This is a genomic window from Pantoea eucrina, from assembly GCF_020079945.1.
Lineage (GTDB): Bacteria > Pseudomonadota > Gammaproteobacteria > Enterobacterales > Enterobacteriaceae > Pantoea > Pantoea eucrina.
Map to the genome: position 1 here is coordinate 1,393,441 of NZ_CP083448.1, position 25,608 is coordinate 1,419,048.

Consider the following 25,608-nt stretch of genomic DNA (forward strand, 5'->3'; position numbering starts at 1 on the left):
TTCCACCAACACGTTACGGACGTAAGGATGTTTTTGTGCTGATTATTCTGGGTTATATCGTGGTCCTTGGTTCCGTGCTGGGCGGTTATCTGATGGTCGGCGGCCATTTAGGGGCGCTTTATCAGCCATCTGAACTGCTGATCATTGGCGGGGCAGGTATCGGCGCATTTCTGGTCGGTAATAACGGTAAGTCTATTAAGAAGACGCTTAAGGCGCTGCCGCTGCTGATGCGCGGCTCTAAATATAATAAAGCGGTCTATATGGATTTGATGGCGCTGCTTTATCGGCTGATGGCGAAATCCCGTCAGCAGGGCATGCTGTCGCTGGAACGCGATATTGAAGATCCCTCGCAGAGCGAAATTTTTGCTAATTATCCGCGTATTTTAACCGATAAACAGTTAGTGGATTTTATTACCGACTATTTGCGTCTGATGGTCAGCGGAAACATGAATGCCTTTGAAATTGAAGCGCTGATGGATGAAGAGATCGAGACCTATGAGCATGAGTGCGAAGTACCAGCGCAAAGTTTATCTGCCATCGGCGATGGCTTGCCGGCATTCGGCATTGTTGCAGCGGTAATGGGGGTCGTGCATGCGCTGGCGTCAGCCGATCGTCCGGCGGCAGAGCTGGGCGCGCTAATTGCGCACGCCATGGTGGGCACCTTCCTCGGCATCCTGCTGGCCTACGGCTTTATTTCACCGCTCGCGTCGGTATTGCGTCAGAAGTGCGCCGAGACCACCAAGATGATGCAGTGCGTGAAGGTTACGCTGCTGTCCAGCCTGAACGGGTACGCCCCGCAGATCGCCGTCGAGTTTGGACGTAAAACGCTTTATTCCACAGAGCGTCCTTCGTTTACTGAACTGGAAGAGCACGTGCGCAACGCTAAAAACCCGGCTAAACAGACTTCGGACCAGAGTTCATGAAGCACGACAATCGCCCGATTGTGCTGGTTAAACGGCGCAAACATAAAAAGCATGAAGGCAGCCACGGCTCATGGAAAATTGCCTATGCCGACTTTATGACGGCGATGATGGCGTTCTTTATGGTGATGTGGCTGATCTCAATTGCCAATCCGCAGGAGCTGGTTCAGATCGCCGAGTATTTCAAAACCCCGCTTAAAGTTGCGGTTACGGGCGGACCACGCAGCAGCGACAGCGAGAGCCCGATCCCGGGGGGCGGAGACGATCCGACCCAGCAGAAAGGCGAAGTCAGAAAGCAGGTGGATATGGATGCACAAAAGCGCCAGCTGGATGAGATCCGTCTTAACCGGCTGCGCGAAAAGCTCGATCAGCTGATTGAAGCCGATCCTCGCCTGAAAGCGCTGCGGCCGCATCTGATTATTAACATGGTGGAGGAGGGGCTGCGTATTCAGATTATCGACAGCCAGAACCGCCCGATGTTTAAAACCGGCAGCGCCGAGGTTGAACCCTATATGCGCGATATTCTGCGCGCGGTTGCGCCGCTGCTGAACGATATTCCGAACAAAATCAGCCTCTCTGGTCACACCGATGACTTTCAGTATGCCAGCGGTGAACGCGGCTACAGTAACTGGGAGCTCTCCGCCGATCGGGCAAATGCGTCCCGCCGGGAGCTGGTTATCGGGGGGCTGGACAGCAACAAAATGCTGCGCGTCGTGGGGATGGCCGCCACGATGAAGCTTAAAAACCGTGGCGCTGATGATGCGGTCAACCGCCGTATCAGCCTGCTGGTATTAAATCATGATACTGAAGCCGCCATAGAAAAAGAGAATGCCGAAAGCGATGCCGTTCAGGTCAGCGATCCGGCACATATGATTCCCACTATCACTGCACCAGCCGGACCGGCTGCGTCGGCAGCGACCGCACCGACCGCTTCGGCGGCTCCGGCAGCGCCCGCCGTCACCGCAGCGCCCGCTGCGGGTGCGGTAACACCAGACCAACCCTCACAGCCGAGGTGATCCCGTGAGCATGGACATCAGCGATTTTTACCAGACGTTTTTTGACGAGGCCGATGAGCTGTTAGCGGACATGGAGCAACACCTGTTGGGACTGGATCCCCAGGAGCCCGATGCCGAACAGTTAAATGCCATTTTTCGTGCCGCTCACTCTATCAAGGGCGGGGCGGGCACGTTTGGCTTTACGGTTTTACAGGAGACAACCCATATCCTGGAGAACATTCTGGATGGTGCGCGCCGCGGCGAAATGCAGCTCAGCACCGACATCATCAACCTGTTTTTGGAAACCAAAGATATTATGCAGGAACAGCTCGATGCGTATAAAACTGCGCAGGAGCCTAATGCGGAGAGCTTTAACTACATCTGCGAGGCGCTGCGTCAACTGGCACTGGAAGCGAAAGGTATTCTGCCTGAAGCGCCTGCTGCTGCGGTAGTCGATATCCCTGCAGCGGCGAAGGCTGCCAGCCGCGGCCTGCGCCTGCAGCTGGTCGATCTTAAAGAGAAGGAGCCAGAGCTGATGCTGGAGGAGCTGAGCAACCTCGGCAGCGTCACCGACGTCGTTAAAGGCACGCATTCGCTGGAAGCCACGATTGAAGGTGTGGATAAAGATGACATCGTTGCGGTGCTCTGCTTTGTCATCGATGAAGCGCAGATCCGCTTCCCGCAGGCAGAGGCCGCCGCCCCGCTTGCAGAAGCAGCAGCTGAAACGGTAACCGCGCCGCCGCAGAGCGCGACGGTAACGGATATCACACCGGCAGTAAAACGCGAAAGCAAGCGCGCCGCGGCGCCGGCCAAAGCGAGCGAATCCAGCAGTATTCGCGTGGCGGTGGAGAAAGTGGATCAGCTGATTAACCTGGTCGGCGAGCTGGTCATTACCCAGTCGATGCTGGCGCAGCGTTCCGGTGCGCTGGATCCGGTCGCCCATGGCGATCTTCTCAACAGCATGGGCCAGCTGGAGCGCAACGCGCGCGACCTGCAGGAGTCGGTGATGTCGATTCGTATGATGCCGATGGAGTATGTGTTCAGCCGCTTCCCGCGTCTGGTACGCGACCTCGCGAGCAAGCTCGGTAAAGAAGTTGAGCTGACGCTGCTGGGCAGCTCAACCGAGCTGGATAAGAGCCTGATTGAGCGCATTATCGATCCGTTAACTCACCTGGTGCGCAACAGTCTGGATCACGGTATCGAAACACCGGAAAAACGCCTGGCAACCAATAAAACCGCCACGGGTAATCTGACGCTCTCTGCTGAGCACCAGGGCGGCAATATCTGTATTGAGGTGATCGACGACGGAGCTGGCCTGAATCGCGAGCGCATTCTGGCTAAAGCGCTCTCTTCAGGGCTGCCGGTCAGCGACAGCATGAGTGATGAAGAGGTCGGCATGCTGATCTTCGCTCCCGGCTTCTCTACCGCTGAGCAGGTCACCGATGTCTCCGGACGCGGCGTGGGTATGGACGTGGTGAAACGTAATATCCAGGAGATGGGTGGCCATGTCGAGATTGCGTCAAAACAGGGCAAAGGCACAACCATTCGTATTCTGCTGCCGCTGACGCTGGCAATCCTGGATGGCATGTCGGTACGCGTAGCGGATGAAGTCTTTATCCTGCCGCTGAACGCCGTCATGGAGTCGCTGCAGCCAACGGCAGAAGAGCTGAAGCCGCTGGCTGGCGGAGAGCGCGTGCTGGAAGTGCGCGGCGAATATCTGCCGCTGGTTGAGCTGTGGAACGTCTTTGATGTGCAGAATGCCAAAACCGATGCGACGCAGGGGATCGTGGTTATTCTGCAGAGTGCGGGCCGCCGCTATGCGCTGCTGGTCGATCAGTTAATCGGTCAGCATCAGGTGGTGGTGAAAAACCTGGAGAGTAACTACCGCAAAGTGCCGGGTATCTCTGCTGCCACCATTCTGGGGGATGGCAGCGTAGCGCTGATTGTGGACGTCTCCGCACTGCAGTCGCTGAACCGTGAAAAGCGTGTGGCCGGTGCCGCAGCATAACTGATAAATAAAGGGCAAAAAAATGACTGACATGGCAACCGTGACCAAAATCGCTGGCGAAACCGTCGGCCAGGAGTTTCTGGTATTCACCCTGGGTGATGAAGAGTACGGCATCGATATTCTTAAAGTACAGGAGATCCGCGGCTACGATCAGGTCACGCGCATCGCCAATACGCCGGAATTTATCAAAGGGGTGACCAACCTGCGCGGCGTCATCGTGCCAATTATCGACCTGCGCGTGAAGTTTTCGCAGCCGGACGTCGAGTACAACGATAACACCGTGGTGATTGTGCTCAATCTGGAGCATCGCGTGGTCGGCATTGTGGTGGATGGCGTTTCCGATGTGCTGTCGCTGACGCATGAGCAGATCCGGCCGGCACCGGAGTTCGCCGTGACGATGTCTACCGAGTATCTGACCGGACTCGGCGCGCTGGGCGAGCGCATGCTGATTCTGGTCGACATTGAAAAGCTGCTCAGCAGCGAAGAGATGGCGCTGATGGATACGCTGCGCAGCGTATAAACCTTACCGCCGGGCCGCCTCAGAGCGGCCCGTTTTCTTTACCACTATCCTGTTTCGATGGACCCCATTATGTTTACCCGAATTCGTGTTGTCACCAGCCTGCTGGTGGTACTGGTACTTTTTGCTGCCCTGCAGCTGACGTCCGGATCGCTGTTTATCCGCGCACTGCATCATGACAAAACCAGTTTTTCTGCCTCACAGCTCTCTGCGCAGAATCTTGCGGCGATCACCGATGCTTATATGAGCCTTAACCAGAGCCGGGTGGTGTTGACGCGTATGCTGCTGCGCATCACTACCGGTAAACTGGAGGGGAAAGAGGCTGATGTCAGCGAACTTTACTTACAGAGTCGGGATTTCCAGCAGCGAGCTGCGGACAACTTTACTCTGTTCCGTAATCTGCCTGATACGCCGGGGCTGGATAAACAGCTTAATCAGCAGCTGGAGCAGAGCTACAGCGCTTACAGTCAGGCGCTGGCTGCAATGCAGGCCGCGCTGCAAAATAAAGATATGGTACAGGCCTATAAAGCGCCGGTAGCGCCCAGCCAGAGCGCCTTTTACGCTGATTACACGCGCTGGCGGGCCGACCAGAACCGTCTTACGCAGGCTGGCGCAGAAGAAAACAGCGCGGCTTATGCCCGTATGCTCTGGCTGATTGGTGCCGTTATGACCGTCGTGATTGCCGTTGGTGTTCTGTGCTGGTTCGGGCTGCGCCGGATACTCATCCAGCCGCTTAATCAGAGCATCCAGCATATCCGGCATATTGCGCAGGGCGATCTTACCCAGCCGATTACCATCACCGGGCGCAATGAGATGAGTCAGCTGGCCACCAGCCTGCATGAGATGCAGCAGGCGCTGACGCGCACGGTCAGCGACGTGCGCGACGGCGCGGATGCGATCTTTACCGGGGCGAGTGAGATCTCCGCCGGTAATAACGATCTTTCGGCGCGCACCGAGCAGCAGGCTGCATCACTGGAGCAGACGGCGGCCAGCATGGAGCAGCTGACGGCAACGGTGAAGCAAAATGCTGAAAATGCCCGTCAGGCGTCGCAGCTGGCGCTGACCGCTTCAGGCACGGCGCAGAAAGGCGGCACGGTTGTCGAGGGCGTAGTCTCGACAATGAAAGATATTGCCGGCAGTTCAAAGAAAATCGCTGACATTATCAGCGTCATTGACGGCATTGCATTTCAGACCAATATTCTGGCGCTTAACGCTGCGGTGGAAGCCGCCCGCGCTGGCGAGCAGGGCCGCGGCTTTGCCGTTGTGGCCGGTGAGGTACGCAGTCTGGCGCAGCGCAGCGCTCAGGCGGCCAAAGAGATCAAAGGGCTGATTGAAGACTCAGTCCGGCGCGTTAACAGTGGTTCCGTGCTGGTAGAGAGCGCCGGTGAGACCATGGGTGAGATAGTCAGTGCGGTGACGCGCGTCACCGATATCATGGGCGAAATTGCTTCAGCGTCTGACGAGCAGAGCCGGGGTATCGATCAGGTGGGTCACGCGGTCACTGAAATGGATCGGGTCACCCAGCAAAACGCGGCGCTGGTTGAAGAGTCGGCCTCAGCTGCTGCTTCACTGGAGGCGCAGGCCAGCCGCCTCAGCCAGTCGGTGGCGCTGTTCCGCATTACGCGAGGCGCTGCGCAGGTGACTGGCGTGCGTCATCCGCAGATTGCCCCGCCTGCAGTTGCAGTTGCTGCCGCACCGCGTCGTGCGGCCACGACCACAGGCGCAGAGAGCCACTGGGAAACCTTCTGAGTGTCGTTATGCCCTCTGTCATGCGTGACGGAGGGCAGTTTCTTTAGTTATTAATCAGGCTCAAAAGCTTCAATAGGACCGGACTGGCGCAAAGAAGCGTAAACCGCCTCAATTAATTGCGGCTGGCGTCGATAACAGGGTGTCAAAATTCTTCCTGGAGACACCATGTTAAAACGTATCAACGTCGTTACCAGTCTGATCGCCGTGCTGCTGATTTTTGGCGCGCTGCAGCTGCTCTCGGGCGGCCTGTTCTGGTCAGCGCTGAACAAAGATAAAGAGGCGTTTGCCGTCGCACAGACCTCTACCAATAATGTTGCCGCTATGTCGGATGCGTGGATTGAGCTTAATCAGACCCGCACCGTGCTCAACCGCGCCATGCTGCGTATGCAGGGCAGTATGGCAGCGCAAACCAACGGCGGACAGCTCAATGCGCTGATTGCCCAGACGGAAAAGCAGCTGAGCGTGGCCGCAGAGCACTACCAGCGTTACTACAACCTTCCTTCCACACCGGGCCTGCCGGAAGCCTTAACCGAACGGCTGGAGTCTGACTACAACGCGTTTAAGGACGGCCTGAAAGCGATGCTCGATCGCCTGAAAGCCAACGATCTGCAGGGTATGTTTGCGCAGAATATTGAGGCGCGCCAGGTCAAAATGAAAGCGACCTATGAAGAGTGGCGTACTGCCCAGGCGGAACTCGCGGCGAAAGGCGTCGTCCAGAACCAGCGCGCCTTTACCACCATGATGTGGCTGCTGGCCGCGGTGATGGTCGTGGTGATCGCGGTGATTGCAGGTTGCTGGTTTGGCCTGCGGGTGGTGCTGATCCGTCCGCTGCACGCGCTGCTGGGGCATATCCGACATATCGCATCCGGCGACCTGACCCAGCCGATTCAGGTGGAAGGACGCAATGAGATGAGCCAGCTGGCGGCCAGCCTGCATGAGATGCAGCAGTCGCTGGTGCGTACCGTCAGCGATGTGCGCGACGGCTCCGATGCGATTTTCACCGGTGCCAGCGAAATCTCTGCCGGCAACAATGACCTTTCCGCCCGCACCGAAGAGCAGGCGGCCTCGCTGGAACAGACGGCTGCCAGCATGGAACAGCTGACCGCTACGGTAAAACAGAACGCTGAAAATGCCCGTCAGGCGTCGCAGCTGGCGCTGAGCGCTTCTGATACTGCCCGTAAAGGCGGTGACGTGGTGGAAGGTGTTGTGCGCACCATGAGTGATATTGCCGGCAGTTCAAAGAAGATTGCCGATATTATCAGCGTTATCGACGGCATTGCGTTCCAGACGAATATTCTGGCGCTCAACGCTGCTGTTGAAGCGGCACGCGCCGGTGAGCAGGGCCGCGGCTTTGCTGTTGTGGCGGGTGAGGTGCGCAGTCTGGCACAGCGCAGCGCTCAGGCGGCGAAAGAGATCAAAGGGCTGATCGAAGAGTCGGTCACGCGAGTTAACGCCGGTTCGCAGCTGGTCGGTACCGCCGGTGACACCATGAGCGATATTGTCGGTGCCGTCACGCGCGTCACCGATATCATGGGCGAGATCGCCTCGGCGTCAGATGAACAGAGTCGCGGTATTGATCAGGTGGGTCACGCGGTCACTGAGATGGATCGCGTGACGCAGCAGAACGCCGCTCTGGTCGAGGAGTCCGCCGCCGCCGCCGCATCACTGGAAGCGCAGGCGAGCAGGCTGAGTCAGTCGGTTGCCGTGTTTCATATTCCGCGTACTGCAGCGCCGGCCGCTCAGCGTCTGACAGAGAGCAGAAAACCGCAGCCGCTGCGCAGCCCGGCGCGCAAAGCCGCTACCGCCGCCCCGGCCAGCGATACGAACTGGGAAACGTTTTAAGGGATTTTACCAGGTCGGCATAAATGCCGACCCTGCATGCTTATACACTGCGCATTCACGGCTAATCAGACACCGGCATGAATGCCAGCCCGTTAATCCCGCAGGGAGCGCATTGATGCGCTCCTGGCCCGGTCTGCCTTACTGCCACCTCTGCACCCAACGCATAAACTGCGCGCCGCGTGCATAAAGATCCCCTCATCCACGCCGATAACTACAGCGATCCGCCAACCAATGAGGTGTTTATGTTTAGTCGTATTCGTGTTGTTTCCGGCCTGCTCTGCGTGCTGGCGCTGTTTGCGCTGCTGCAGCTCTTTTCCGGTGGGATGTTCTTCTCAACGGTAAAAGCTGATAAAGATAATTTTGCCTATAACCAGCGCCTCAGTACCCTGCAGCGCGCCATGGGCACCTCCTGGGTATCGCTGGTGCAGGCGCGTAATACGCTAAACCGCGCCGGTATTCGCTATTTACAGGATAGCCAGATGGCAGGATCGGGGGCCACGGTGAAAGAGCTGGTTGCGCTCGCCAATGAGGAGCTGCAAACCGCCGATGCGGGCTTTGCCGATTTTAATGCCAGCCTTTCGGAGCAGGGCAAAAGCGCTGCGAACGTGCTGGCGCTGCAGGCCAACTATAAAGCCTACCGCGATGCGCTGGCTGAGCTGGTGGTTTTCCTCGGCTCAGGCAACTTCAAAGGGTTTGTCGATCAGCCTACGCAGAGTCTGCAGGACAAATTTGAAAAGGATTACAACGCCTGGCTCACTACTAATCTGGGCCTGGCGCAGCAGGGCGTTGACGCCAATGAGAGCGCATATCGTCACGCCATTATGCTGGTGCTGGGCACCCTGCTGGTGACGCTGCTGGTGATTATGCTGGTCTGGAGCGGAATGCGCTCAGCGCTGATCCGGCCGCTGAAGCAGAGCATTGAACATATCCGCCACATTGCGCGGGGCGATCTGACCCAGAGTATTGACGTCAGCGTACGTAACGAAGTAGGCGATCTGCTCAGTTCGCTGGCAGAGATGCAGCAGGAGCTGGCGCGCACGGTGCGTACCGTACGCGATGGATCTGACGCTATCTATACCGGCGCGAGTGAAATCGCGATGGGCAATAACGACCTCTCTTCCCGTACCGAACAGCAGGCAGCTTCGCTGGAGCAGACGGCTGCCAGCATGGAGCAGCTTACCGCCACGGTGAAACTGAATGCAGAAAATGCACGTCAGGCCTCGCAGCTGGCGCTTAACGCCTCAGAGACCGCGCAGCAGGGCGGCAAAGTGGTGGATGGCGTGGTGAGCACCATGAAAGATATCGCCGGCAGCTCGAAGAAAATTGCGGACATCACCAGCGTTATTGACGGTATCGCATTCCAGACCAATATCCTGGCGCTGAACGCTGCCGTAGAAGCGGCACGCGCCGGTGAACAGGGACGCGGGTTTGCGGTGGTTGCAGGTGAAGTGCGCAGTCTGGCACAACGCAGCGCTCAGGCGGCGAAAGAGATCAAAGCGCTGATTGAAGACTCTGTCAGCCGCGTTAACACCGGCTCGGTGCTGGTCGAAAGCGCAGGTGAAACCATGAGTGAGATCGTCAGCGCCGTAACGCGAGTGACCGATATCATGGGTGAAATCGCCTCCGCCTCCGATGAGCAGAGCAAAGGTATCGACCAGGTGGGCGTGGCGGTGACGGAAATGGACCGGGTAACACAGCAAAACGCCGCGCTGGTTGAAGAGTCTGCGACGGCCGCTGCCGCTCTGGAAGAGCAGGCCAGCCGCCTGAAACAATCCGTTGCCGTGTTCAATATTGGTAAAGAATTTGTCGCGCAGGCCGTTAACGTATCTACAGCGTTAAAAAAGGTATCGCCGGTTGCGCAAAAAGCGCTGGCACCCGCTACTGGCGCACGCGGCGCTGATGATAACTGGGAAACCTTTTAATGCAGCCGGGCCGCTTTGGGCGGCCCGCTTACCCGGTAAGTACCGGCAGCAGCGTAGCAATCAGAGAACTATCACTTAACAGTTTGTTGCCGGATGGCCCGAGATGAAGAAATCGACGTTCCTCGATCAAAATGAGCCGACCACGCTGCTTGCGCAGATGGTACAGCGTCTGCCGCTTTCCGATACGCACTTTCGTCGTATCAGCCAGCTGATCTATCAGCGCGCGGGTATTGTCCTGGCCGATCATAAGCGTGAGATGGTCTACAACCGCCTGGTTCGCCGGCTGCGGACGCTGAATATCGACGATTTCGGCCGCTATCTGGCGCTGCTTGAACAGGATCCAAACAGCGCGGAGTGGCAGGCGTTTATCAATGCGCTGACCACTAACCTGACCTCGTTTTTTCGCGAAGCGCATCATTTCCCGATCCTGGCAGAACACGCCCGGAAACGCAGCGGCAGCTACAGCGTCTGGAGTACGGCCGCGTCAACCGGCGAAGAGCCCTATTCCATTGCGATGACGCTGGCTGAAACGCTGGGCACCGGACCTGGCAAATTTCAGGTTCACGCCAGCGACATCGACACGCAGGTGCTGGAGAAAGCGGTAGCGGGCGTCTATCGCCAGGAGGAGCTGCGCACGCTGTCGCAATCGCAGCTGCAGCGTTTCTTTCTGCGCGGCACCGGCCCGCATGAAGGCATGGTGCGCGTCCGCCCTGAGCTGGCAGGTATGGTGCACTACTCGCAGCTTAATCTGCTGGCTAATGAGTGGGCGCTGCCTGGCCCGTTTGACGCTATTTTTTGCCGCAACGTAATGATCTACTTCGATAAAGAGACTCAGGAAAAAATCCTGCGCCGTTTTGTTCCGCTGCTGAAGCCGGGCGGAGTGCTGTTTGCCGGGCATTCAGAAAACTTCAGCCAGATCAGCAAAGAGTTCTGGCTGCGCGGGCAGACCGTGTATGGGCTGACTAAGGAAAGACGATGAGCAAAATCACCGTGATGTGCGTGGATGACTCGGCGCTGATGCGCCAGCTGATGACGGAGATCATCAACAGCCATCCCGATATGGAGATGGTTGCGACGGCACCGGACCCGCTGGTAGCGCGGGATTTAATCAAACAGTACAACCCGCAGGTGCTGACGCTGGATGTTGAGATGCCGCGTATGGATGGCCTCGACTTTCTGGAAAAACTGATGCGTCTGCGGCCGATGCCGGTGGTGATGGTCTCCTCTCTCACCGGTAAGGGTTCGGAAGTCACGCTGCGCGCGCTGGAGCTGGGCGCGGTGGATTTTGTCACGAAACCGCAGCTGGGGATCCGCGAGGGCATGCTGGCTTACAGCCAGATGATCGCCGACAAAATTCGCGGCGCGGCGCGGGCGAAGCTGCATACACGCACCGTGTCGCCGGCGCCGGTCACGCTGAAAGCGGGTCCGCTGCTCAGCAGTGAAAAGCTGATTGCGATCGGCTCGTCCACCGGCGGTACGGAAGCGATCCGCCATGTACTGCAGCCGCTGCCGGCGACCAGTCCGGCGCTGCTGATCACGCAGCATATGCCGCCGGGATTTACCCGCTCGTTTGCCGAGCGGCTGAACAAGCTCTGCCAGATCACCGTGAAAGAGGCGGAGGATGGCGAACGTATTCTGCCGGGTCACGCCTATATCGCGCCAGGCGCAATGCATATGGAGCTGGGGCGTAGCGGAGCGAACTACGTTGTAAAACTTAATGATGGCCCGCCGGTTAACCGGCACAAACCCTCTGTGGATGTGCTGTTTCGCTCGGTGGCCGTCAATGCAGGACGAAATGCAGTGGGCGTCATTCTGACCGGGATGGGAAATGACGGCGCGGCCGGGATGCTGGAAATGCATCGCGCAGGCGCCTGGACCATCGCGCAGGATGAAGCCAGCTGTGTGGTATTTGGCATGCCGCGCGAAGCAATAGCGATGGGCGGCACCAGTGAAGTGGTCGATCTGGGCCACATCAGCCAGCATATGCTGGCAAAAATTAGCGCCGGACAGGCATTGCGAATTTAACGAGCCCGTCCTGCCGGACGAGACAACACAGGAGTAGATATGGCTGATAAAAATATGCGCTTTTTGGTAGTGGACGACTTTAACACCATGCGTCGCATCGTCCGCAACCTGCTGAAAGAGCTGGGTTTCAATAACGTTGAAGAAGCCGAGGATGGCGTTGATGCGCTGAATAAACTGCGCGCAGGCGGCTTCGACTTCGTGGTCTCTGACTGGAACATGCCAAACATGGATGGCCTGCAGCTGCTGCAGACCATTCGCGCCGACGCCACGCTGAGCAAGCTGCCGGTGCTGATGGTGACGGCAGAAGCGAAGAAAGAGAACATTATTGCTGCCGCTCAGGCTGGCGCCAGCGGCTACGTAGTGAAACCTTTCACCGCCGCCACGCTGGAAGAGAAGCTGGGTAAAATATTCGAAAAACTGGGCATGTAAGGAGATGTGATGAGCGACCTTCCGAAATCAACTGAAGAAGCCTCGGCACACGACATTATTGTCCGAATTGGCTCGCTGACGCGTATGCTGCGCGACAGCCTGCGTGAACTCGGGCTGGATCAGGCGATTGCCGAAGCCGCAGAAGCGATCCCGGATGCCCGCGATCGTCTGGATTATGTAGTACAGATGACGGCGCAGGCAGCAGAACGTGCGCTGAACAGCGTGGAAGCGTCACAGCCGCATCAGGATAAGATGGAAGCGGGTGCCACGCAGTTAAAAGGGCGCTGGGATGCGTGGTTTGAAAACCCGATTGAGCTTGCTGATGCGCGCGAGTTGGTTTCGGATACGCGTGAGTTTCTCGCTGAGGTGCCGCAGCATACGTCATTCACCAACAAGCAGCTGCTGGATATTATGATGGCGCAGGATTTTCAGGACCTCACGGGTCAGGTGATCAAGCGCATGATGGATGTCATCCAGGAAATTGAACGGCAGCTGCTGATGGTGCTGCTGGAGAACATGCCAGAGGCAAACGCGGCGGCGCGCAAAGAGGCCACCAGCCTGCTGAACGGCCCGCAGATCCACGCTAATGCCCCTGGCGTGGTCTCCAGTCAGGATCAGGTTGATGATCTGCTGGACAGCTTAGGTTTTTAACCGCAGCGCAGAGACAGGCACCCGGTCTGTCTCTGCACTGCTCTGCCATACGCCCGCACCGCTTTCCGTAAATCCTCCTAAATTGCCTGCAGAATCAGCAGAGTGTGATAAGGTTAGATCTGCCGTTTTGTGATCGCCGTCTACTTTATTACCGAAACGATAGCTGATTTTATGTTGCCACTGCTTATCCGCACACTTCTGCCATTCTGCCTGACTGGCGTAGCGCTGCCTGCGCTGGCGCTGACGACCGCTACCCGCGTGGCTGACGCGCCCTTTACCGATCCCGCTCACTTCCGGCAAATGGCCGATGACCTGCCGGCGCTGGGCTATAACGCTGATAGCGACGTCTTAAGTAAAAAACTGGCGACCATCGCAAAGAGCATCGGCGAAGCGAGCCAGAACGGTGACAGTGAGACGTCGCTCGGGCAGCAGGCGGGGATCTGGGCGTTTAATCACTTTCGCGATGAGGTGGCCACCCGGGTGGCGGATGAAGGCCAGCTGCTGCTGTCGCCTTACGGTCAGGCGCAGATCGATCTTAATGTCGACATGGAAGGTAACTTCAGCGGCAGCGGGGCGTCGCTGCTGACGCCGTGGGCCGATCGCTATAACTATCTGACCTTCAGCGAGCTGGGCGTGCATCAGACGGATGACGGGCTGATTGGTAATGCTGGCCTGGGTCAGCGCTGGGTGGCGGGCAACTGGCTGCTTGGTTATAACGGATTTGTCGATCGTATGTTCGACAGCGGGCTGCAGCGGGCATCAGTGGGTACGGAGGCCTGGTCTGACTTTTTGCGCTTTTCAGCCAACTACTACACGCCGCTCTCAGGCTGGCGCAACCGCAATCCGTTTCAGCAGCAGCGGCTGGCGCGCGGTTATGACGTTACCACGCGCGGCTATCTGCCGTTTTATCGTCAGCTGGGCGTCTCCGTTAGCTGGCAGCAGTATCTGGGCAACAATGTCGATCTGTTTAACTCCGGCAACACGTATCACAACCCCTCTGCGCTGACGCTGGGCCTCTCTTATACGCCAGTGCCGCTGGTCACCGTTTCCGCCAGCCACAAAACCAGCAGCGAAGGGGAGAGTCAGGATCAGCTCGGGCTGCACCTTAACTACCGGTTCGGCGTGGCGCTCAGTCAGCAGCTCAGCCCGGATAACGTTGCAGCCACCCGTTCGCTGCGCGGCAGCCGCTACGATACGGTGACGCGCAGCTCGACGCCGGTTCTGGCTTTTCGCCAGCGAAAAACCTTCTCTGTTTTTCTCGCCACGCCGCCGTGGCAGTTGAATCCTGGTGAGAGTCTGTCGCTGAAAGTGCAGATCCGCAGCGCGAATCCGGTACGTAAAGTAAGCTGGCAGGGCGACACGCAGGCGCTGAGCCTGACGCCGGGGACCCGGCCTGACGATCCGCAGGGCTGGAGTATTATTATGCCCGCCTGGGACACGTCGCCAGGCGCAACGAATCACTATCGTCTGTCGGTAACGGTTGAAGACAGCAAACAGCAGCGGGTGACGTCAAACTGGATCGATCTTCAGCTGCAGCCGCCGGTGGCACTGGCGCCACAAAACCAGGACAGCTTCGATATCATGGCGCCCTGATCGCCCCCGTGCGCGAAGGCGCTTTTTCGCACCACGATAGCGCGTGCTGCGCTGCCAGCGCGCGCCATCTGCCCTGTTATGGCGAAATATTTGCTGTGCGATCACAAAAGCAACATTTCCTTCCATAAATGCATAAATCCGCTAAATAATTTGCTGCCTTAGCGGCGGCGCAACCGTAATATTCACTTTTTATGCAAAATAAGTGAATAGCAGCCTGCCGTAACCCATTGAAATTTCGTCGCTGACTCCCTTTTATGCATTATTCCCTCTGGCTGGCACGCTTGCTGCACCTTATAGTCGGGCTGCTGATTACGCACTCTTAACAATTTTAAAACAATAGCTTCACCCGGGGTGAGGCAGGAGATCCGGCTATGTCACTGCAGGTTACACGTCACGATTTTGATCAATGGATGATGCCGGTCTATGCACCCGCAACCTTTATACCGGTACGGGCTGAAGGATCGCGGTTGTGGGATCAACAGGGCAAAGAGTATATCGATTTTGCTGGCGGGATCGCAGTGAATGCGCTGGGTCATGCACACCCGGCGCTGCAGCAGGCGCTGACAGAGCAGGCGGCAAAGCTGTGGCATACCGGCAATGGCTATACCAACGAGCCGGTATTGCGGCTGGCAAAACAGCTGATTGATGCCACCTTTGCCGACCGCGTTTTCTTCTGCAACTCCGGCGCTGAGGCGAACGAAGCTGCGCTTAAGCTGGCGCGCAAAGTGGCACACGACCGTTTCGGCGATCAAAAAAGCGGCATTGTGGCGTTCACTAACGCTTTTCATGGCCGCACCCTGTTTACGGTGTCGGCTGGCGGCCAGCCCGCCTATTCGCGCGACTTTGCGCCGCTGCCGCCGGCCATTCAGCATGCGCAGTTTAATAACCTGGAAGCGGCCGCCGCGCTGATTAATGACAGCACCTGCGCCGTGATTGTTGAACCGATTCAGGGCGAGGGCGGCGTCTTACCTGCCGATGCAGCCTTCCTGCGCGGCCTGCGGGAGCTGTGCGACCGCCATCAGGCGCTGCTGATTTTTGATGAAGTGCAGAGCGGTGTGGGACGCACCGGATCGCTTTACGCCTATATGCACTATGGCGTTACGCCGGATGTGCTGAGTACCGCAAAAGCGCTGGGCGGCGGCTTTCCGATTGGTGCCATGCTGACGCGTGAGGATCTGGCGCAGGTAATGGGGGTGGGCACCCACGGTACCACTTATGGCGGTAACCCGCTGGCAGGCGCGGTAGCGGGTAAAGTACTGGAGCTGGTCAACCGGCCCGCTTTCCTCGCTGGCGTGACCGAGCGGCATCAGTGGTTTGTTGATCGGCTCCAGGCGATTAACCAGCGGCTGCCAGTGTTTAAAACTATTCGCGGCCTCGGGCTGCTGATTGGCGCCGTACTCAACGACGATTTCGCCGGAAAAGCCAAACAGTTCAACCTGACGGCCGCCGAAGAGGGCGTCATGGTCCTGATTGCCGGTGCCAGCGTCGTGCGCTTTGCGCCCGCGCTAAACATCAGCCAGGAGGAGGTGCAGCAGGGGCTGGCGCGTTTTGAGCGCGCCTGTGAACGTATTCTCAGAGGAGCCACATCATGATGGTGATCCGCCCGGTTGAACATGATGACCTGGCGCAGCTGCTTCTGCTGGCGGGTAAAACCGGCGGCGGCCTTACCTCGCTGCCGGAAGACAGCGCCACGCTGCAGGCGCGTATTGAGCGTTCACTGCTGACCTGGCAGGGGGCGCTGCCGCGCGCTGAACAGGGTTACGTCTTTGTGCTGGCCGACAGTGACGATAACCGGGCCGTGGGGATCTGCGCGATTGAAGTGGCGGTCGGGTTGCAGGAGCCGTGGTACAACTTCCGGGTTGGCACGCAGGTACACGCCTCCAGAGAGCTGAACGTGTATGCCAGCCTGCCAGTGCTGTCGCTCAGCAACGATCACACCGGCAGCAGCGAACTCTGTACGCTATTTCTCGATCCCGACTACCGCGACGGCAGAAACGGCTATTTACTCTCTAAATCACGCTTTCTTTTTATGGCGAACTTCCGCGATCGCTTTATGCGCAACGTGGTGGCAGAGATGCGCGGCGTCAGTGATGACAGCGGTCATTCCCCTTTCTGGGAGAGCGTGGGCAGCCATTTCTTCTCTATGCCGTTTCGCCAGGCTGATTTTCTCAGCGGTACCGGTCAGAAAGCGTTTATCGCAGAGCTGATGCCGAAACATCCGCTCTATATTCACTATCTCAGCGAGGCAGCGCAGCGCGTCATTGGTGAAGTACACCCGAAAACGGCGCCGGCGCGCGCGGTGCTGGAAGCGGAAGGTTTTCGCTATCAGAACTATGTCGACATCTTTGATGGCGGACCGACGCTGGAGTGTGAAATTGATCGTATCCGGGCCATTCGCAAAAGTACGCTGCTGCCGGCAGGCGCCGGTGACGCGCAGGCGCACTGGCCGCTCTGCCTGGTCGCTAACAGCAACTATCAGCAGTTTCGCGCCACGCTACTGCCGGTGGATATCGCCGCCGGTCACGTCTGCCTCAGTGAGAGCCAGCGTCAGGCGCTGCGCTGTGAATATGGTGATGCGCTACGGGTTGTAACACTCTGCCGTGAGGAGAAACAGGCATGACGCACTTTATTAATAATCAGTGGCTGCGCGGCGACGGTGACCTCTTCACAAAAGCCGATCCGGTCTCAGGCGAACAGCTGTGGCAGGGCAACGCCGCCTCTGCGGCTCAGGTCAGCGCCGCCTGTGCGGCAGCCCGCGCAGCGTTCCCGCACTGGGCGCGCCTGCCGTTCACGGCACGTCAGGCAGGGATTGAAACCTTTACCGCGCTGCTGGAGCAGCATAAGGTGGAGCTGGCGGAGATCATCTCACAGGAAACCGGCAAGCCGCGCTGGGAAACGCTGACGGAAGTGCAGGCGATGATCAATAAAATTGCCATTTCAGTGAAAGCGTATCACGCCCGTACCGGCGAACAGCAGTCGGGTGAAAGCGCACTGCGCCATCGTCCGCACGGTGTACTGGCGGTATTCGGGCCCTATAATTTTCCGGGGCATCTGCCAAATGGCCACATTGTGCCCGCGCTACTGGCAGGAAACTGCGTGGTGTTTAAGCCGAGCGAGCTGACGCCGCTGACGGCGGAACGCACCGTGCAGCTGTGGGAGCAGGCAGCGCTCCCGGCGGGGGTCATCAATATGGTGCAGGGCGGACGGGAAAGCGGCCAGGCGCTGGCACAGGCAGAGCAGATTGATGGCGTCCTGTTTACCGGCAGCGCGGCTACCGGGTATCACCTGCACCGGCAGTTTGCCGGCCAGCCGGAGAAGATGCTCGCGCTGGAGATGGGTGGCAATAATGCGCTGATTGTGGAAGATCCGGCCGATATTGATGGCGCCGTACATATCGCCATCCAGTCAGCTTTTATTTCTGCCGGGCAGCGCTGCACCTGCGCACGTCGCCTGCTGGTAAAACGTGGCGCGGCGGGGGACGCGTTTCTGCAGCGGCTGGTGGCTGTCAGCGCCCGGCTGCAGCCCGCAGCGTGGAATGCTGAGCCACAGCCATTTATGGGCAGCGTCATTTCGCCTGCGGCGGCCGGACAGATCTATCAGGCGTGGCAGCAGCGCGTGGCGCTGGGCGGTGAAGTGCTGCTGAATATGCAGTGGCCGGATCGCCAGCGCGCACTTATTACGCCAGGCATTATCGATATGACCCATGTAAGTGCGCTGCCGGATGAGGAGGTGTTCGGACCGCTGCTGCAAATCATCCGTTATGACGACTACAGTGAGGCGATTACGCTGGCTAACGCCACGCGCTATGGCCTCTCATGCGGTCTGATCTCACCGCAGCGGGCGCAGTTTGATCAGCTGCTGCTGGAGGCGCGCGCCGGTATTGTCAACTGGAACAAGCCGCTGACCGGTGCGGCCAGCACCGCGCCGTTTGGCGGCATTGGCGCCTCCGGCAACCACCGCGCCAGCGCCTGGTACGCTGCGGATTACTGCGCCTGGCCGATGGCAACCCTGGAGAGCAGCAGTCTGGCCCTGCCCGATACGCTCTCGCCGGGTCTCGATTTCTCTGCTCAGGGAGCGCGCCATGAACGCAGCTGAAGTCAATTTTGATGGACTGGTTGGCCTGACGCACCACTACGCGGGCCTCTCATTTGGTAATGAGGCGTCAACCCGCAATCAGCTGCAGCCCTCTAATCCCAGACTGGCGGTGCTGCAGGGACTGCGCAAAATGAAAGCGCTGGCCGATCTCGGCTATCTGCAGGGCGTGATCCCGCCGCACGAGCGACCTAATTTGCCGCTGCTGCGCCAGCTCGGTTTTTACGGCAGTGACGCGCAGGTGCTGGCGCGCGCTGCGCAGCAGGCGCCGCAGCTGCTCTCAGCCGCCAGTTCAGCCTCGGCGATGTGGGTTGCCAACGCGGCCACCGTATCGCCCTCGGCAGACAGCGGTGACGGACGCGTTCATTTTACCGTTGCCAATCTGAATAATAAGTTTCACCGGTCCATTGAAGCACCGGAAACGGCTGATCTGCTGCGGGCGATCTTCCGCGACCCGCAGCGTTTCTGCGTGCATGACGCGCTGCCTCAGGTGGCGCTGTTTGGTGACGAAGGGGCCGCGAATCATAATCGCTTCGGAGCGCGCTACGGCGACGCCGGCCTGCAGCTGTTCGTCTATGGGCGCGAAGGGCAGCACGCCGGCATCACGCCGGAACGCTATCCGGCGCGCCAGACGCTGGAAGCGAGCAGAGCGGTCGCGCGTCTGCATCAGCTTGACGAGGCGCGCACGCTCTTCGTGCAGCAGAACCCGGCGGTGATCGATCAGGGCGTTTTCCATAACGACGTGATTGCCGTCAGTAATCAGCAGGTGCTGTTCTGTCACGAAGAGGCTTTCGTCAATCAGCCTGCATTGCTGGAGCAGCTGGCAGAGCGGGTGCCGGGGTTTACCGCCATCGTGGTGCCGCGCGCGCGCGTATCCGTCAGCGACGCGGTGGCGACCTATCTCTTCAACAGTCAGCTGCTGCAGCACCCCGATGGCGGTATGCGGCTGATACTGCCCGAAGAGGCACGGCAGCATCCGGGCGTCTGGGCTTATCTGACGGAGCTGGCAGAGAGCGGCGGACCGATTCGGGAGCTCACGGTATTCGATCTGCGTGAAAGCATGTGCAACGGCGGCGGGCCAGCCTGCCTGCGCCTGCGGGTTGTGTTGACGGCAGAAGAGCAGCGGGCGGTCAACCCGGCGGTAATGATGAACGAGCAGCTGTTTACGCAGCTCAGCCAGTGGGCAGAACGCCACTATCGCGACTATCTCACGCAGGCGGATTTAGCCGATCCGGCGCTGCTGCAGGAGGGGCGTGACGCTCTGGATGCGCTGACGCAGCTGCTGAAGCTGGGCAGCGTCTACGCCTTTCAGCGCTGAGGCTGAGGCAGGATTAAGGAGAAAATATGCGCAGTTTTTTACAGCAGACGCTGGCGGGCACGCCGCCTGCCGTCACGCAGGGCGAGACAGCTTATCTGCGCTGGCAGTGGCAGGCGGAAGGGATCCTCTCGCTGACGCCGCTGACGCACTGCGACCGGGCGCTGGTGCTGTCAGCCGGGATCCACGGCAATGAAACCGCGCCGGTGGAGATAGTGGAGCAGCTGCTGGCGCCGCTGCTTAGCGGAGAAAAACCGCTGGCGGTGCGGCTGCTGGTGATACTGGGTAATCCGGCGGCGCTGCGCAGCGGCCGTCGCTATCAGCAGTACGATCTCAACCGGCTGTTTGGTGGCCGCTGGCAGCGGGTCAGTGAAACCAGTGAGGCACAGCGCGCCCTGCAGCTGGAACAGGTGATGGAGCGATTCTGGCGCAGCTGCCACAGGCAGACGTCGCGCTGGCATCTTGATCTGCATACCGCTATTCGTGGCTCTTATTATCCACGCTTTGCCGTTATGCCCGCGAACGCGCGACCGTGGCCGGATACGTTTATGCAGTGGCTGGCCGCAGCTGAGCTGGAGGCGCTGGTTTTTCATCGTGCGCCGGGCGGCACCTTCACCCACTATAGTTGTGAGCATCATCATGCGGCGAGTTCGACGCTGGAACTGGGTAAGGCGCTGCCGTTTGGTGAAAATGATCTCACGCAGTTCAGGGCAGTGCAGCGGGCACTCGCTGCGCTGCTGGAGGGCGAAACGTGGCCGCAGCCGCATACGCAGCCGCGGCGCTATCACGTTTCACAACAAATCACCCGTCAGGGAGAGGGATTTACGCTGCATATGAGCGCGGACACGCTGAATTTCACCGCGTTTCCCCAGGGCACGCTGCTGGCAGAAGAGGGCGACACTCGCTATTACGTACAGCAGGCGCGGGAATATGTACTGTTTCCCAATCCGCAGGTGGCGCCGGGATTACGCGCCGGGCTGATGCTGACGGAAGAGAACGCACAGATGCCGGCGCAATAAACGGCTGCAGCATGGCTGACGCCTGATGGCGTCAGCCATGCTGATAGCGATCGCTTAACATTTTGCTTTCCCGGCGCGGGCAAACTCATTACACTCCTCCTTAATTCCTGCCATTTTCCCGCTATTGTCATACTTTTTTGCATTTTCTCACGTAATTCTTCGCAATCTCTCCACGATCGCACGATATCTATCTTCTATGCTTTCAGGGCTTTACTCAGGTTCTGAGTAGTTGACGTTCAGCGTCGTATGCTTGTTTCCGAAGACGCGACACAGGCTGTCGTCATATAACTGACAAGAAAGGACAATATTATGCGTAAACTGACTTCTGTTTTTCTGGCTACCGCAATGGCACTGGGTGCCGCCAATATCGTCCACGCTGCGGCCGATAACCTGACGCCACCGCCGGCCGGCACTGAAAAGCCGATGCATAAGCCGATGCGTCATCACGGTATGGAGATGTTCAAAGGCATTACTCTGACCGATGCGCAGAAAACACAGATCCGCACCATCATGCAGGATGGTCATAAAGAGATGCAGCGCCCGTCGCCGGAGGCGCGCCGCGCGAACCATGCCATTATTGCCGCCGACAGCTTCGATCGCAGCAAAGCGGAAGCACAGGCTGAGAAGATGACCGCAAACGCCAAAGAGAATGCGGTACGCATGATGGAAACCCAGAACAAAATCTACAACGTACTGACGCCGGAACAGAAAAAGCAGTACAACGCCAATTTCGAAACGCGCCTGACGGAAAAAGCGCCACACGATGGTAAAATGCCACCACCGCCTGCTGACGGTGAGTAAACACACACCGTGATCGATCCGGATTAAGACCGCCGGCGCTGTTCAGGGCAGAGTACCGCCCTGAACAGCGTCGGCGGTTTTTTTTATAGCTCTATCAGCGGGAACTCGCCGGAAAGCAGCGGACGGCAGAGAATTTTATAGCCGTCGTGATCAAACCCCTGGCGCGCGCGCTGCAGCTGGCGCGCTTCCGCTTCAGTGGCAACAGAACCCAGCCAGAACCAGTGATCGATCACATGGATTTGTGTCATCTCAGCGCCGCGCTCCACCATGCCAACCGGGCCTTCCCACGGCCAGCACACCACGCGAAAGCGTTCCAGCCCCTCGCGGAGCCGCTGCTGGTGCGCTTCAACACTCTCTTTTCCGCAGCAGGCGCCGGCACAGCGCTTCAGTGCTGCGCGAAAGCAGCCGCGCCCTGGCCGCAGGCTCTCCAGCCCAAGCAGGCCGTGACAGAGCTGCAGCTCATCGGCCATGCTTTTAAGCTTCTCCAGCGCGGCAAAACGGCTGCGAAACAGCCCGTAGAGATCGGGTGAACGAGAGAAATCGACATCTTTTGCATAGACCACTTCCGGCGCGCCTTCTCCCAGCTGAAGTGAGCAGAGCTGACGATTTTTGCGCAGGCGCTTATTAAATAACGGCTGCTGCGTTTTAATCATCTGCGCTTCCAGCAGCTGCGCGCCAATATCGCCGGCGGTGGGGATCCAGCTTACGCGCCGCGCCTGACGCAGCATGCTCGCTTCATCCGTGGTGCGAAAATGCGCCATCACCCGGCTGCGCAAATTAATGCTTTTGCCGATATAAAGAGGCAGATTTTCACTCTCGCCGTGAAAGGTATAGACGCCGGGCACTTTAGGCAGCCCTTCAAGCCACTGGCGCAGGTGTTCGGGATATTGATAGATTGCCGCCGCGTCAAAGTCGAGGCGATGGCTGGTTGCTCGTCTGACCAAAGAATGCTCCGCTTACTGGTTTTGTATACAGTGTATCAGCGTGCTGATTTTATCGCCAGTGGCAAGCGAGGCGCGACTCTCTCTCCGCAGAGGGAGAGTCGCAGGGAGGGGCTACTTTTTCCAGTAGTCGTCAAACACAGTCACCGGCATACGGCGCTTATGTTCGGTTTTGGTGTACCAGCCCTCGATAATTTTTGCCGATTCGGCATTGATGGTTTTGCCTTCCAGATAATCATCGATCTGCTGATAGGTTACGCCAAGCGCCACCTCATCCTGCAGGCCGGGACGATCGTCTTCAAGATCGGCCGTGGGATGTTTCATCCAGAGGTGCTCCGGACAGCCCAGCGCCTTCAGCAGCTGTTTACCCTGGCCTTTGTTAAGGCGAAAGATCGGGTTCACGTCGCTGCCGCCATCGCCATATTTGGTATAAAAACCGGTCACCGCTTCCGCCGCGTGATCGGTGCCCAGCACGATACCTTTGGTCATGCCGGCGATGCTGTACTGCGCCTTCATGCGTTCACGCGCCTTTTCGTTACCGCGGACAAAATCTGACAGCGCGATACCCGCTTCCTGCAGTGCGCGCTCGCTCGCCAGCACCGCCTCTTTGATATTCACCACCAGGGTACGATCGGGCTGAATAAACGCCAGCGCATCCTGACAATCCTGCTCGTCGGCCTGTTTACCATACGGCAGGCGCACGGCAATAAAGGTGTACTCTTTATCGCCGGTCTCATGACGCAGCTCGCTGACCGCCATCTGCGCCAGCTTACCGGTCAGCGTTGAGTCCTGCCCGCCGCTGATGCCCAGCACCAGCGTTTTCAGAAAAGGATGCGCTTTCAGGTACGCTTTCAGGAAATCGACGCTGACGCGGATCTCCTGCTGCGGATCGATAGCGGGTTTAACACCAAGGGCCTGAATAATTTCCTGCTGCAGTGACATGAACCTCTCCTCAAGTCAGAAGCCTGACGGCATGATGCGTAACATCAGCTAAAGCTAACGCCTTGGCCGCAAAACAACAAGCCAAACGGCGACTGGCGCAGACGGTTTGCTGCTGAATCAGGCGCTTTCAGGCCGCTGCGCCAGCAGGGTAAACATCAGGATTGCCAGCATAAAGCAGCCGAAAATGGTGGCGCTCATGCTGATAACCGAGGTCCCGCCCACGCCGCTAACCGGCACGCTGATGGCGCCCAGCGTAAACATGGTGACGCCGATAACCGCAGAAGCACTGCCGGCGCGGTGCCCCTGACTCTGCATCGCCAGCGATGCGGCGGTGGTTGCGATTACACCGTTACTGGCAATAGAGAAAAATAGCGCCACCAGAATAACCGGCAGGGCGGCGTCGCTCAGCGCGGCGGTCAGCAGGGTGGCGGAGGCGACAAATGCCAGCGTCAGCCCGCCCTTAAGCACCCGGTATTCGCCCCAGAGCGGACAGAGCCGTGCGCTGGTTTGTGAGGCGATAATCAGGCCGCACCCGTTGGCAGCAAAGCAGAGGCTGAACGCCTGAGGCGAGAGGCCGTAGATCTGCTGCAGCACAAACGGTGAGGCGCCGATATAGGCAAACATGCCTGACATCATAAAGCCCTGCGTCAGGCAAAAACCCATAAAGGGCCGATGCGTAACGACCTGGCCCAGCGCCGCCCAGGCGGAAAACAGAGAGCCCTGGCTACGGCGTGCAGGCGGCAGCGTCTCATGCAGCTGCCAGCGCGCCAGCAGAATCAGCAGAATGGCGATCGCCGCCAGTACGAGAAAAATGCCGCGCCAGCTCATGATTGTCATCAGCGCGCCGCCCAGTACCGGCGCTCCCACCGGTGCAAGGCCGTTGACCAGCATCAGCAGCGCAAAAAAGCGCGTCAGCTCGTGTCCGCTATACATATCCCGGGCGATAGCGCGCGACAGCACGGCACCGCCAGCGCCAGCCAGCCCCTCAAACAGGCGGGCAATCAGTAGCGAATGGATATCTTTTGCCAGCGCGCAGCCGACAGAGGCAATAAACAGCAGCAGCAGCGACAGCAGCAGGGGCCGGATGCGGCCAAATTTATCGCTCATGGGACCAAATAGCAGCTGTCCCGCCCCGAGGCCCAGCAGGCCAGCAGTCAGACTGAGCTGAGCGGTGGAGGTCTGCGTGTGCAGATCGCGCGCCAGTTCAGGCAGCGCGGGGAGATAGAGGTCGATACAGAGCGGTCCGAGCGCCGCCAGAAGTCCGAGCGTGATGGCGTAAACCAGCCGGTTAGGGTGTGCAGATGTCATGGGGCCTCTGAGCCGGGTAAAAAGTTAACCGCGCGATTATACGGAGCAGGGCGCAGCAGCACAGCTTTTTTACTCCGGATATATTGCGATGAACGCATCTAAAAGCGTCGCCACCAGGTTGATAAATCTGAATTTGTGTTCCAGGCTTATTCCGACATGGACAAAGTATGAGGAACAAAAAATGAATAAAGTGCTGGGATGTATCGCTGCCGCTATGACGCTGGCTGCTCTGTCTGGTTGTACCACTTACGATCGCGCGGAAAGTTATGTCACCAAACCGGTGGTAAAAGATGTTAAAAAAGGCATGACGCGTGAACAGGTGCGTCAGATTGCGGGTCCGGCTTCGACCGAAGTGACCATGGCGCACGCGCGTGGCACCTGCCAGACTTACGTTATCGGCGAGCGCGATGGCAAAATGCAGACCTATTTTGTCAGCTACAACGATACCGGTCGCGTGATGAACTACGGCTTCCAGAGCTGCAAAGAGTACGACACCGATCCGCAGGTTGCGCAGTAACTCTTTTTTGCTGAATAAAAAA

General features: G+C 58.5%; 22 protein-coding genes. 19 read left to right on the plus strand and 3 right to left on the minus strand.

The genetic code is table 11. The features are described 5' to 3' along the window. Positions 1 to 35: 35 nt before the first annotated feature. The 18 genes from motA (at position 36) to spy (ending at position 21,878) form a co-directional block, all read left to right on the plus strand. Positions 36 to 923 (plus strand): flagellar motor stator protein MotA, encoded by an 888-nt coding sequence (gene motA / locus LAC65_RS06560; RefSeq protein WP_039383995.1) that lies wholly within the window; start codon positions 36 to 38, stop codon positions 921 to 923. After that, positions 920 to 1,936: a flagellar motor protein MotB gene (gene motB, locus LAC65_RS06565; protein ID WP_039383998.1), complete on the plus strand. Its 1,017-nt coding sequence runs from the start codon at positions 920 to 922 to the stop codon at positions 1,934 to 1,936. The genes motA and motB overlap by 4 nt, the downstream gene beginning before the upstream one ends. A 10-nt stretch (positions 1,937 to 1,946) precedes the next feature. Continuing rightward, positions 1,947 to 3,923 (plus strand): chemotaxis protein CheA, encoded by a 1,977-nt coding sequence (cheA, locus tag LAC65_RS06570; protein ID WP_175540470.1) that lies wholly within the window; start codon positions 1,947 to 1,949, stop codon positions 3,921 to 3,923. Between the two features lie 22 nt (positions 3,924 to 3,945). Beyond that, the gene (cheW, locus tag LAC65_RS06575) at positions 3,946 to 4,443 is read left to right on the plus strand and encodes a chemotaxis protein CheW (protein WP_039384003.1); all 498 of its coding nucleotides are present in this window, start codon (positions 3,946 to 3,948) and stop codon (positions 4,441 to 4,443) included. 69 nt (positions 4,444 to 4,512) lie between these two features. After that, entirely contained in the window at positions 4,513 to 6,189 is a 1,677-nt protein-coding gene (locus LAC65_RS06580; protein WP_039384005.1) for a methyl-accepting chemotaxis protein, read from the plus strand. 165 nt (positions 6,190 to 6,354) lie between these two features. Further along, positions 6,355 to 8,031 carry a methyl-accepting chemotaxis protein gene (locus LAC65_RS06585; protein ID WP_039384008.1) on the plus strand — a complete coding sequence of 559 codons (1,677 nt, stop codon included), beginning with the start codon at positions 6,355 to 6,357 and terminating at the stop codon, positions 8,029 to 8,031. A gap of 242 nt (positions 8,032 to 8,273) precedes the next feature. Beyond that, on the plus strand, positions 8,274 to 9,953 hold the full coding sequence (locus tag LAC65_RS06590; RefSeq protein ID WP_039385812.1) for a methyl-accepting chemotaxis protein: 1,680 nt from the start codon (positions 8,274 to 8,276) through the stop codon (positions 9,951 to 9,953). A gap of 103 nt (positions 9,954 to 10,056) precedes the next feature. After that, positions 10,057 to 10,932 carry a protein-glutamate O-methyltransferase CheR gene (gene cheR, locus LAC65_RS06595; protein WP_039384010.1) on the plus strand — a complete coding sequence of 292 codons (876 nt, stop codon included), beginning with the start codon at positions 10,057 to 10,059 and terminating at the stop codon, positions 10,930 to 10,932. Then, on the plus strand, positions 10,929 to 11,978 hold the full coding sequence (locus LAC65_RS06600) for a protein-glutamate methylesterase/protein-glutamine glutaminase (RefSeq protein WP_039384011.1): 1,050 nt from the start codon (positions 10,929 to 10,931) through the stop codon (positions 11,976 to 11,978). Before cheR ends, LAC65_RS06600 begins: the two co-directional genes overlap by 4 nt. 39 nt (positions 11,979 to 12,017) lie before the next feature. Continuing rightward, a complete protein-coding gene (gene cheY / locus LAC65_RS06605; RefSeq protein ID WP_039384013.1) occupies positions 12,018 to 12,407 on the plus strand; it encodes a chemotaxis response regulator CheY in 390 nt (129 codons plus the stop codon). Between the two features lie 9 nt (positions 12,408 to 12,416). After that, complete coding sequence (cheZ, locus tag LAC65_RS06610) at positions 12,417 to 13,058, plus strand: protein phosphatase CheZ (RefSeq protein ID WP_039384014.1); 642 nt, start codon at positions 12,417 to 12,419, stop codon at positions 13,056 to 13,058. A 171-nt stretch (positions 13,059 to 13,229) separates the two neighbouring features. Next, a complete protein-coding gene (locus tag LAC65_RS06615) occupies positions 13,230 to 14,651 on the plus strand; it encodes a YchO/YchP family invasin (RefSeq protein ID WP_052246516.1) in 1,422 nt (473 codons plus the stop codon). A 371-nt stretch (positions 14,652 to 15,022) separates the two neighbouring features. After that, positions 15,023 to 16,243, plus strand: coding sequence for an aspartate aminotransferase family protein (locus LAC65_RS06620; RefSeq protein WP_039384015.1), 1,221 nt, complete (start codon positions 15,023 to 15,025; stop codon positions 16,241 to 16,243). Further along, on the plus strand, positions 16,240 to 17,271 hold the full coding sequence (gene astA / locus LAC65_RS06625; RefSeq protein WP_039384017.1) for an arginine N-succinyltransferase: 1,032 nt from the start codon (positions 16,240 to 16,242) through the stop codon (positions 17,269 to 17,271). Before LAC65_RS06620 ends, astA begins: the two co-directional genes overlap by 4 nt. Then, a complete protein-coding gene (gene astD / locus LAC65_RS06630; RefSeq protein ID WP_039384018.1) occupies positions 17,268 to 18,746 on the plus strand; it encodes a succinylglutamate-semialdehyde dehydrogenase in 1,479 nt (492 codons plus the stop codon). Before astA ends, astD begins: the two co-directional genes overlap by 4 nt. After that, complete coding sequence (gene astB / locus LAC65_RS06635; protein WP_039384020.1) at positions 18,733 to 20,061, plus strand: N-succinylarginine dihydrolase; 1,329 nt, start codon at positions 18,733 to 18,735, stop codon at positions 20,059 to 20,061. Before astD ends, astB begins: the two co-directional genes overlap by 14 nt. Positions 20,062 to 20,087: 26 nt before the next feature. After that, the gene (gene astE / locus LAC65_RS06640) at positions 20,088 to 21,077 is read left to right on the plus strand and encodes a succinylglutamate desuccinylase (protein ID WP_039384022.1); all 990 of its coding nucleotides are present in this window, start codon (positions 20,088 to 20,090) and stop codon (positions 21,075 to 21,077) included. 309 nt (positions 21,078 to 21,386) lie between these two features. After that, positions 21,387 to 21,878, plus strand: a complete 492-nt coding sequence (spy, locus tag LAC65_RS06645) for an ATP-independent periplasmic protein-refolding chaperone Spy (RefSeq protein WP_039384024.1) — start codon at positions 21,387 to 21,389, stop codon at positions 21,876 to 21,878. An 83-nt stretch (positions 21,879 to 21,961) separates the two neighbouring features. Here spy and cho read toward each other — a convergent pair whose 3' ends face one another. The 3 genes from cho to LAC65_RS06660 form a co-directional block, all read right to left on the minus strand. Next, complete coding sequence (gene cho, locus LAC65_RS06650; protein ID WP_039384025.1) at positions 21,962 to 22,822, minus strand: excinuclease Cho; 861 nt, start codon at positions 22,820 to 22,822, stop codon at positions 21,962 to 21,964. Positions 22,823 to 22,933: 111 nt separating this feature from the next. Further along, positions 22,934 to 23,761 carry an ammonia-dependent NAD(+) synthetase gene (gene nadE / locus LAC65_RS06655; RefSeq protein WP_039384028.1) on the minus strand — a complete coding sequence of 276 codons (828 nt, stop codon included), beginning with the start codon at positions 23,759 to 23,761 and terminating at the stop codon, positions 22,934 to 22,936. Positions 23,762 to 23,878: 117 nt separating this feature from the next. Beyond that, positions 23,879 to 25,069 carry a multidrug effflux MFS transporter gene (locus tag LAC65_RS06660; RefSeq protein ID WP_039384031.1) on the minus strand — a complete coding sequence of 397 codons (1,191 nt, stop codon included), beginning with the start codon at positions 25,067 to 25,069 and terminating at the stop codon, positions 23,879 to 23,881. Positions 25,070 to 25,250: 181 nt separating this feature from the next. Between LAC65_RS06660 and osmE the strand changes: the two genes are divergently transcribed. Beyond that, positions 25,251 to 25,586 carry an osmotically-inducible lipoprotein OsmE gene (gene osmE, locus LAC65_RS06665; protein WP_039384034.1) on the plus strand — a complete coding sequence of 112 codons (336 nt, stop codon included), beginning with the start codon at positions 25,251 to 25,253 and terminating at the stop codon, positions 25,584 to 25,586. Positions 25,587 to 25,608: the final 22 nt, after the last annotated feature.